We start from the raw sequence: 9,737 nt of genomic DNA, 5'->3' as shown, positions 1-9,737 counted from the left end.
GGTCGTCGTGCCATCCGCGCCGGGCCACTCGACCGAGGTGCACTTGGCGAGAATCGTGATCCCGCGCTCCTTCTCAAGGTCGTTCGAATCCATCGCACGCTCTTCGACGCGCTGATTGTCGCGGAAGGTGCCCGACTGGCGGAAAAGCTGGTCGACAAGGGTCGTCTTGCCGTGATCGACGTGGGCGATAATCGCCACGTTGCGTGAGGACATTTGAATATTTTCCGAGAAAGTGAAGGCGCGCCCCTAGCTTAACTGGTGCGCTGCAGCAAGGTTCACCCGGAGATTTAGCGCCCGGCTTTCGTCGTAGGTGGCGGGTACTTGGCCAATCGCTCCAAAATCTCGATGCCTCGCTCGACCGCGCGCAGTTCGCTTTGCGCCAGGCGGCCGATGCGTTGGACAAGTCCATCGGCGGCGGTGCCACGCTTGGCCAGCAGCGCGCGCCCCTCCTCGGTCAGGCGTAGCGCGAGGCGGCGGCGATTGTCCGGATCCGGCGCGCGATCAACCAGCCCCGATCGAACCAGCGCATCGACCGCGCGGCTGGTCGCAGGAGCGCCGCGTCCCGCCGCCTTGGCAACATCGCCGAGCGTCGCGGGCTCAGCCTGAGCAACCGCCGCCAGCAGGGTCCGCGTCGCGCGGTCGGCGCGCTCGCCGGGACGCTGCTCGTCGAGCGCTTCGAACAGCGCCGATAGGCGGGCGGCAATGGCCTGGGGCGAGCTTCCGTTCCACATGTTTGCATGCTGCAACAGTTTCGACCCGATGACAATTGCCGCGCGAAACTTGGCTTGCGCCACGCCGGGTGGGCTGCTCAAACGAGGCATGGACCAGCCCTTACCCAATGCCGCTGCCCACCCTGCCCTGCCCCGTACGGTATGGGTGCTCGGCGTGGTCAGCTTGCTGATGGACCTGTCGAGCGAGATTTATCATGCGCTGCTGCCGGCCTTCCTGACCATCACGCTCGGCCTGCCGGTGGCGGCGATGGGCGCGCTCGATGGCTTCGCCGAAGCGACCGCGTCGATGGCGAAACTCGTCTCGGGTCGGCTCAGCGACCGCAACCAACGCCGCAAGCCATGGATCCTGCTTGGCTACGGCATGGCGGCGCTGTCGAAGCCGCTATTCCCGATCGCAACCACCGCGCTTCCCGTCCTCGGCGCGCGGTTCGTCGACCGCTTCGGCAAGGGCATCCGCGGTGCACCGCGCGATGCGATGATCGCCGACGAGACGCCGCCCGAGCTGCGCGGCCGGGCGTTCGGTTTGCGCCAGTCGATGGACACCGTCGGCGCCTTCCTCGCGCCACTCGCCGCGATCGGGTTGATGATCCTGTTTCGTAACGACATCCGCGCGGTATTCTGGGTAGCGGTGATCCCGGCCTTCCTGTCGTTCGGCTTTGCCTGGGTGATGCTACGCGAGAGCGGCGACCATGCTCCGATCAAGGCCAAGATAAAGTGGGGCGGGTTCCGCGACCTTGACCCGGCGGTCAAGCGGTTGATCGGCGTCGGCTTCCTGTTCGGGCTGGCGCGCTTTTCGGAGAGCTTCCTGATCCTTAGAGGGATCGACGCGGGCATCTCGGCCAGCTGGTCGCCGATCGTGCTCGCGCTGTTCAACCTCGCCTATTTGCTGCTCGCCTATCCCGCCGGCATCCTCAGTGACCGGATGAGCCCGAAGGGCCTGCTGCTTGTCGGGATCGGATTGCTCGTCGCCGCCGACCTCGTGCTGGCGAAGGGCGTTTCGCTGTGGACCGTCGGGCTCGGCGTCATCCTGTGGGGCGCGCACATGGCCTTCACCCAAGGAATCTTCAGCCGGATGATCGCCGACGCCGCCCCCGAGGCGCAGCGCGCGACGAGCTTCGGCGCGTTCTTCTTCGTCTCCGGGATCGCCGCCCTGCTGTCGAGCCTCGGCGCCGGACTGATCTGGGACCGGAGCGGCGGGAGTGCGACCTTCATCGCCGGAGCGGTGCTGGCGGCAGTGGCAGGCGCAATGCTGGTATTGCTGCCCCGGTCCGACCGCTCGGCGACCTAACGGCGCGTCGAACGAAACGGCGGCATCCGGTCCGCTACTGCGGTTCGGTCGAAGAACTGCTGCTTGAGTGACGCGCCGACGTGAACAACGAGCAGCGCGATGGTCGTGAAGACCAGCACTCCATGCACGTCGCCCAGCCCGTCGACCCCGCGAAGCCCGGGAATCAGCGGCAGCGGAATGCCGCCGATCAGCGATGTCGTCGCGCCGGGCGCCTTGGCCGAGACCGCGGCGAGGCCGGTCAGCGGCATTGCGAACAGCATGGAATAGAAGATCCGGTGGGTCCACACCGCGACGAACCGCTCCCATTTGGGAAAGTCTGCCGGGAAGGGTGGCGGCGGGTTCCGCAGACGAACGGTCAGGCGAAGGACCGCGAGCAGCAGGATCGTCACGCCCAGCGTCTTATGCCAAGTGAACAGCCCGTCGCGCGCCGGCCCCTTGGCCATGTCGGCGAACTGCAGCCCGACCCATATCTGGGTCAGCAGCAGCGCCGCCGAGATCCAGTGGATTGCAACCACTGCGCCCTTGTAGCGGACCGCCTGGTGTCCCGTGTCGGCGTTGACCATGCGATCCATCATCTTCTCCTGGCTAATCGCGACCGCCCTGCGACCGACTTGATAAACAGTTCATTGAGCAATCCGGCGGCAATCCATCTTTATTGATCGGACGCTGCGGGCTTGATTGTCAGCGCGAGGTGGGGGTCGAAGCCGAGGCCATGGTCGCGCGCCGGAAGCCGCACGAGGTATAACCGCCACCGCCCGTACGGGTGAACCGAATTGCGCCCGACCCGCGCTTGGTGGACGTGGGCGCCATGACCGTCATGGGCGAGCAGGCGCGCCATCGCCGCCAGCAGGAAAATATCTTCGTTGCGGCATCGCAGCCGGGGGGCGAGTCCATCCAGGACCAGCGGACCGTCGTCCTCGAACAAGGTCTCGGCCTTGGGGGTCAGCGCGGCGAGGTTGCCGTGACGATCGAGCAGGAGCGTCGCCGATCGCATCGCCGCCATATTGCCGAGCATCATTTCGGCCGCCTCATTGTCGATCGCGAGTTGCATGCGGACCGCGCGCTGGGCGGTGACGCTCAGATGACGGAACCGCCGCAGGGTAGTGTCGCTGCACGGCCCTTCGCGCCGCCCGCGAATGATCGCCAGCCCGACGATCGACCCGCCGCCGAGCAGCAACGCCGCCTGGCAGCCAAGTTCGAGGTCGAGGTCCGCGACGGCGTCATCGTAGCGTTCGGTTTTCGCGGTAGCCCGGTAGGCCCGGTAATGGCCCTCGTGCTGGATCTCCATGGGGCGCGTGGTGCAGTTCACCCGCCAGTTGCACTCGCCCCAATATTCCGGATTTTCGAAATAATGCGAAAAGCGGTCGCCGGCGGGCCCGGTGTAGATGTTGAAGGGCAACAACAGAGGTCCGCCGAGCCCGATAAGGTTCGCCGATGCGCTCCCGGTAGCGGCGGCGGCGAGTTCGGTCGCTCGCCGCCATCCGTCGGGGTCGAATGGGGCATTGAGCAGCGCCAGTTCGGCTTCCCGTATTAAAGACGCTTCACCCACCGACGCTTACCCTCGCACCATCAGCGGGTGAACTTGTCGCCTTTTTCGGCCTTGTCGAGCAATAAGTTGCTGAACGAGAAATCGCTGCCCATGCGCGCTTCCTGGTTCCTCAGCCCGGCGACGATTTTGTCGAGGCCCTCGCTGTCGGCCCAGTGCATCGGGCCGCCACGATAGACCGGCCAACCGTAGCCGTAGATCCACACGACATCGATGTCCGAGGCGCGCTGGGCCATGCCTTCCTCAAGGATCTTCGCGCCCTCGTTGACCATCGTGTAGAGCGTGCGCTCGACGATTTCCTGGTCCGAGATGTCGCGCTTCGCGACGCCTTCCTGAATGCGGAACTCATCGATGATTTCCTGCACGCGTGCACTTGGGGACGGGCGGCGCTTGTCGTCATAATCGTAGAAGCCGGCATTCTTCTTCTGACCCCAACGGCCTTCAGCGGCGAGCGCGTCGCGGATATTCTCGATCCGCGTCGGGTCGCGGTGCCAGCCGATGTCGACACCGGCGAGATCACTCATCTGGAATGGCCCCATCGGCATGCCGAAATCGACATGGACTTTGTCGATCTGCTGCGGCGTGGCCCCTTCCATCAGGAGCTTCATTGCCTCAACCTGACGCGGCATCAACATGCGGTTCCCGATAAAACCGTGACAGACACCGGCAACCACCGCGACCTTGCCGATCTTCTTGGCCAGGCCCATCGCGGTCATCAGCGCATCGGGTGCTGTCTTTTCGCCCCGAACGACCTCGAGCAGCTTCATGACGTTGGCCGGCGAGAAGAAATGCATGCCGAGGACGTCCTGGGGGCGCGACGTGCTGGCAGCGATCTCGTCGACGTTGAGATAGCTGGTGTTCGATGCAAGAATGGCGCCCGGCTTGCAGATCTTGTCGAGCTTGCCAAAAATATCCTTCTTGACCGACATTTCTTCGTAGACGGCCTCGATGACGAGATCGCAGTCGGCAAGGTCTTCGAGCGACAGCGTAGGTTTGAGTGCAGCCATGGCGGTCTCGACCTGTTCGGGCTTCATCCGCCCCTTGGCGGCGGTCGCCTCGTAATTCCTGCGAATGACGCCGGTGCCGCGGTCGAGCGCATCCTGCTTCATCTCGACGATCGTCACGGGGATGCCGGCCGAAAGGAAGTTCATCGAGATTCCCCCTCCCATCGTCCCCGCGCCGATGATGCCGACACGCTTGATTTCGCGTGGCTTCACGTCGGCCCCGATCCCGTCGATCTTGGCGGCCTGGCGCTCGGCAAAAAAGATGTGGCGCTGGGCTGCCGACTGGCTGCCCATCATCAATTTCATGAACTGGTCGCGTTCGAACTTGATTCCCTCGTCGAAGGGCAAGCGGGTTGCCGCCTCGACGCAGGCGATGTTGGCCGCCGGCGCATCGAAGCCGCGGAATTTGCGTGCGTTGGCCTTTGCATAGGCTTCGATCGCGGCAACCTCGCCCTTGACTGGCAACGAACGTGAGGGACGGGGCCCCTTGGCAATGCATTCGCGGGCGAAGGTAATGGCGTCCGAAGCCAGGCTGTCCTCGCCTGCCAGCTTATCGATCAAGCCGACAGCGAGGGCTCTGGACGCGCTGATCGGCGACCCGCCTGCGCACAACTCGACGGCAGTCTCGATCCCCGCCACGCGAGGAAGGCGTTGGGTGCCGCCTGCGCCTGGCAGTAAGCCCAGCTTGACCTCGGGCGTGCCGATCTTTGCCGAAGGAACAGCGATCCGGTAATGGCAACCGAGCGTCACCTCGCAGCCGCCGCCAAGCGCCGTGCCGTGGATCGCAGCGATCACGGGTTTGGGCGAGGCTTCGAAAGCGTCGATCACACCGGGCAGCATCGGCTCGACCGGCGGCTTGGTGAATTCGGTGATGTCGGCGCCAGCAAAAAACGTCCGACCGTCGCAGCGAACGACGACGGCCTTGATGGTGTCGTCGGCAAGGGCTTCCTTTAACCCTTGCGCGAGACCGATCCGTACCGCGGCGCCAAGCGCATTCACCGGCGGATTGTTGCTGACGATCACGAGGATGTCGCTGTGACGCTCGGTGGTAATCGGGTTGTCGCTCATTGTGTCTCTCCGAAGGGTCAGCCGATGAGGGCCGAATAAAGCATTGTCTTGATCTCGCGGCGCACCGGGTAGGCGCTCGACGGCATCAATTGCGTCATGAAAATCATGATCACGTCGTCGACCGGATCGATGAAGAACGCGGTCGAGAACATGCCGCCCCAATAAAATTCGCCATCGTTGCCGTGCGTCATTGTCGCCGGTGCGTCGATCACTGTCCCAAAACCGAGACCAAAACCCATCCCGGCATTCTCTGCCTCGCTGAAGAGTGATCTCGACATCTGGGTCAGATCGCCGCCACCCGGGAGATGATTGGTCGTCATGAGTTTGAGAGTGTGGGGACTGACGATCCGCGCGCCGTCCAACTCGCCTCCGTTCAGCAACATCCGGGCGAAGCGGTGATAATCGGCGAGCGTCGAGGTCAATCCACCGCCGCCCGAGAAATAGCCAGGCTTGCGGCGCCAGGCGGACGCGGCGCCGGCATCGTACATTTTCATGCGCTTGACCGGGTCCCAAACATAACAGTCGGGCAGCCGGTCGAGCTTGTCGGCGGGTACATCGAATTGGGTGTCGACCATCCCGAGCGGGCCAAAGATGTGTTCGGCGAAATAGGCGTCAAGACTTTGGCCTGACAGGCGTTCGATGATCGCGCCCACAACGTCAGTCGATACCGAGTAATTCCATGCCGTGCCGGGATCAAACTCGATCGGGAGCGACGAGAGCTGCTCGACAAAGACGTCGAGCGATTCTGTATCCCAGCGCTCGAAGCCGAGCTTGCGATATGCGGCATCGATGTTGCTGCGTTCCTGAAAGCTGTAGGTTAGACCCGAAGTGTGACGCAGGAGGTCGATCATGCGAATGGGCGACGCGGGCGGACGGGTGACGAACGGCGTGTTGCCGCCGCCGCTGACGAACACGCCTGTCTTGGCAAATTCGGGCAGGACTTTGGTAATCGGGTCGCTGAGTGCGATGCGCCCCTGTTCGACCAGCTGCATGAACGCGATCGAAGTCACCGGCTTGGTCATCGAAGCGATGCGGAAGATGGCGTCCAGCTTTAGCGGTTCGCCCACGCGGGCGTCACCCATCACGGACAGATGCGCGATTTCATCGCCGCGCCCGATCAGTAACGCGGCATGCGGAAAGCGGCCGCCATCGATATATTTCGCTTTCAGATGGGCATCGATGCGCGCGAGGCGACCGGCGTCGAAACCGAGCTCGGCCGGATCCGCGAGAGTGGACAGCGTCATGCTGGCAATTCTCCGACGATGGCCGCCGCCTTGGCAAACAGCGCCGGGTCGATCGCGAGCCCGCTCGCCTTGGCGTTATCGCTGACTTGATCGGGACGGCTGGCGCCAACGATGGCGCTGGCGACATTGGGCTCGCGCAGCACCCAGGCGAGGGCGAACTGGGCAAGCGTGCAGCCGGCTTCCTGGGCCAGCGGCGCAAGCTTGGCAACAGTTTCGAGTACGGGTCTCTCGAGGAAACGGCTGATAAAGCCGCCCATGGCATCGCTTGTCGCGCGACTGCCGGCTGGCGGCGTGGCCCCCGGCTTATACTTCCCCGTCAGGACGCCCTGAGCGAGCGGGGACCAGACGATTTGCGAGATACCATTGGCGGCGCAAAGCGGGATGATCTTCGCTTCAGGCCGGCGCCACAGCAGCGAATATTGCGGTTGTGACGAAACGAATTTGACGGTGCCCGGGACAGCAAGCGCATCGCTAATGTTTTTGGGTGACCATTCGGAAAAACCGATCGCGCGGGCCTTGCCGGATCGAACGACCTCGCTGAGTGCCTCCATCGTTTCATCAATCGGTGTCGCGTCGTCGTAGCGGTGGCATTGGTAGAGATCGACGTAATCGGTTTGAAGTCGCATCAAGCTGGCGTCGATCTGTTTGGCTATTTGTTGGCGCGACAGTCCCTTGTCAGTGTCGGTCATCGGAAAGAACAACTTGGTCGCCATCACATAGCGATCGCGCGGACGGCCCTTGAGTGCGCTTCCCAGAAACGTTTCTGCAGCCCCCCGCCCATAAATATTAGCGGTGTCGATGAAGTTGATCCCTTCGTCGAACGCGCGGTCGAGGCAGGCGCGGGCTGAGTCTGCCTCGACACCGACTCCGTAGGTCAGCCAACTGCCGAGGCAGATTTCGGAGACCGATATGCCGCTGTCGCCGAGTTTACGATACTTCATACTGCTGTTTTCCCCGTAATTTGGCGAGTGACTGGATGAGAACTGGATAGCCCACCATCGACAGCAATGGCCTGGCCGTTCACATAGCTCGACTCGTCGGATGCCAGAAACAAGGCAACGTTGGCGAGTTCGATCGGCTGGGCTGCACGACGCAGCGGATTGAGGCGACCGATCTTCTCCTCGACACCCTTGTCGCGTGCATAGTCAAAAGTCGGTTTGGTCATCCCGGTTTCTGTGAGGCCGGGGCACAAAGCGTTGACCCGCACGCCGGTTTCGCTGAGCTGCTGGGCCGAGGTCTGCGCCAGGTTGATGACGCCTGCCTTCGACGCTGAATACGATGGGCCGCCAGCGCCGGAGCGGATCCCGGCGACGCTTGCCGTCAGGATGATCGACCCCCCGCGTCCCTGGTCCCACATGCGTTTGCCTGCATGTTTGACCATCAGCATGGGACCGATGAGATTCACGCGCAAAACTTCGGCCATGTGGTCAGGCGTGGTCTCGAAGATCCCCTCCATGCCGCCTGAAATCCCGGCATTGGCAAAAGCGATATCGATCCCGCCATAAGACGAGATTGCCGTTGCGATCATTTTTTCGACATCGCTTTCGATGCCGGCGTCCATCTGCATTGCAGTCACGGTGCCGCCCGCTTCAGTGATGAGCGCGGCCGTTTCCTCGACGCTGGCAGCCTTATCGCCGATCACGAGGCTGGCGCCCTCGCTCGCGAACAGCCGCGCCGAGGCGCGACCGATGCCTGAGCCTGCACCCGTGATGATCGCGACTTTGCCTGTTAGTCTCATACGACGACTCCCCCATCGATAACCATTGTCTGTCCGGTCATGAAACTCGAAGCCTCGGACGCGAGGAAGACGGCTGCCCCTGCAATTTCATGAGGCTGGCCGATCCGGCCCAGGCACGCGTTGGCTGTCGAGTTTTTCAAGTTGTCAGGGTTCTCCCAGAGGCCACGCGCAAAATCAGTTTGCACGAGTCCGGGCGCAATGCAGTTGATGCGGACGTTGTGCGGGCCGAACTCCCGGGCGAGGTTTTTCGCCATTTGGATATCGGCGGCCTTGGTAATCCCGTAAGCGCCTATGATCGGTGTACCGCGCAAGCCACCGATCGATGAGATCAGGATGATCGAACCCGATTTTCGGTTCACCATTTCGGGCGCGACCATCGTGATCAGCCAATGCTGAGCGACAATGTTGTGATCAAGCGTTTTGCGGAACTGTTCATCCGTGATGGTTGCCATCGGGCCGTAATGGGGGTTGGACGCAGCGTTGCAGACCAGAACGTCAATCTGCCCAAACGCGGCGCGGCCTGCGTCGACCATTGCTTGCAGCGAATCTTTTGACGACAGGCTCGACGCGAGCGCGATGGCAGCGCCGGGGTGCCTCGCGTTGATGGCAGCGGCCACATCTTCGCAGGCGCCGATGGTACGGCTCGTGATGACGACCTTTGCACCGTGATCGGCCATTTGGTGGGCAATCGCTTCGCCAATACCACGTGAAGATCCAGTTATGACCGCTACTTTGCCGGTCATATCGAACTGTGACATCGGTATCATGCTCCTGCCTGTTGAGCGAAACCCCAGGCTGCCTCGGCAAGGCGGGGGACGCGCGTGGCCATTTCGGCAGCGTGCGCCGACGATGCGGTGCCGTCGATCACCCGTTTCTTGATCCCCTGGACGATACCGGCGAGACGGAAAAGATTATAGGCAAAATACCAGTTGAGGTCTGGAATCCCATCGCGGTTCGTCGCTGCGCAATAGCGCTTCGCTACCTCGTCCAGCGTCGGGATCCCGGTTTGGGGACCTGCCAAGCCGAGGATACCTGATCGCCCCTCGGGTTCCGTCACCCAGTTCATGAGGAGATAAGCAACGTCGGCAAGCGGATCGCCGAGCGTCGAGAGCTCCCAG

10 protein-coding genes and 1 pseudogene are annotated in these 9,737 nt (G+C 62.8%); 1 reads left to right on the top strand and 10 read right to left on the bottom strand.

The window, feature by feature from the left end:
• Both Q0R27_RS04075 and Q0R27_RS04070 read right to left on the bottom strand, forming a co-directional pair.
• A partial coding sequence (locus tag Q0R27_RS04075; RefSeq protein WP_293941178.1) for a GTP-binding protein occupies positions 1–213 on the bottom strand: 213 nt, incomplete at its 3' end.
• Positions 214–287: 74 nt separating this feature from the next.
• A complete protein-coding gene (locus tag Q0R27_RS04070) occupies positions 288–821 on the bottom strand; it encodes a MarR family transcriptional regulator (protein WP_293941176.1) in 534 nt (177 codons plus the stop codon).
• Between Q0R27_RS04070 and Q0R27_RS04065 the strand changes: the two genes are divergently transcribed.
• Complete coding sequence (locus tag Q0R27_RS04065; RefSeq protein WP_293941173.1) at positions 820–2,019, top strand: MFS transporter; 1,200 nt, start codon at positions 820–822, stop codon at positions 2,017–2,019. The two genes, Q0R27_RS04070 and Q0R27_RS04065, sit on opposite strands and share 2 nt — an antisense overlap.
• Here Q0R27_RS04065 and Q0R27_RS04060 read toward each other — a convergent pair.
• The 8 genes and pseudogenes from Q0R27_RS04060 to Q0R27_RS04025 form a co-directional block, all read right to left on the bottom strand.
• A complete protein-coding gene (locus Q0R27_RS04060; protein ID WP_293941171.1) occupies positions 2,016–2,591 on the bottom strand; it encodes a cytochrome b/b6 domain-containing protein in 576 nt (191 codons plus the stop codon). The genes Q0R27_RS04065 and Q0R27_RS04060 overlap by 4 nt on opposite strands.
• An 80-nt stretch (positions 2,592–2,671) precedes the next feature.
• On the bottom strand, positions 2,672–3,568 hold the full coding sequence (locus Q0R27_RS04055; RefSeq protein WP_293941168.1) for a hypothetical protein: 897 nt from the start codon (positions 3,566–3,568) through the stop codon (positions 2,672–2,674).
• A 20-nt stretch (positions 3,569–3,588) separates the two neighbouring features.
• The gene (locus tag Q0R27_RS04050) at positions 3,589–5,637 is read right to left on the bottom strand and encodes a 3-hydroxyacyl-CoA dehydrogenase NAD-binding domain-containing protein (protein ID WP_293941165.1); all 2,049 of its coding nucleotides are present in this window, start codon (positions 5,635–5,637) and stop codon (positions 3,589–3,591) included.
• Between the two features lie 17 nt (positions 5,638–5,654).
• Positions 5,655–6,881: a serine hydrolase domain-containing protein gene (locus tag Q0R27_RS04045; protein WP_293941162.1), complete on the bottom strand. Its 1,227-nt coding sequence runs from the start codon at positions 6,879–6,881 to the stop codon at positions 5,655–5,657.
• Positions 6,878–7,822 carry an aldo/keto reductase family protein gene (locus tag Q0R27_RS04040; RefSeq protein WP_293941160.1) on the bottom strand — a complete coding sequence of 315 codons (945 nt, stop codon included), beginning with the start codon at positions 7,820–7,822 and terminating at the stop codon, positions 6,878–6,880. Before Q0R27_RS04040 ends, Q0R27_RS04045 begins: the two co-directional genes overlap by 4 nt.
• On the bottom strand, positions 7,819–8,619 hold the full coding sequence (locus Q0R27_RS04035) for an SDR family oxidoreductase (protein WP_293941157.1): 801 nt from the start codon (positions 8,617–8,619) through the stop codon (positions 7,819–7,821). The genes Q0R27_RS04040 and Q0R27_RS04035 overlap by 4 nt, the downstream gene beginning before the upstream one ends.
• Positions 8,616–9,377 (bottom strand): SDR family oxidoreductase, encoded by a 762-nt coding sequence (locus Q0R27_RS04030; RefSeq protein WP_293941155.1) that lies wholly within the window; start codon positions 9,375–9,377, stop codon positions 8,616–8,618. Before Q0R27_RS04030 ends, Q0R27_RS04035 begins: the two co-directional genes overlap by 4 nt.
• A gap of 5 nt (positions 9,378–9,382) precedes the next feature.
• Positions 9,383–9,737, bottom strand: a pseudogene (locus Q0R27_RS04025) (phosphotransferase family protein); the annotation flags it as partial.

This window comes from Sphingomonas sp. (assembly GCF_025362505.1).
Classification (GTDB): Bacteria; Pseudomonadota; Alphaproteobacteria; order Sphingomonadales; family Sphingomonadaceae; genus Sphingomicrobium.
The sequence above is the reverse complement of the archived record's forward strand: the minus strand, read 5'-3'. Positions and strand labels throughout refer to the sequence as shown.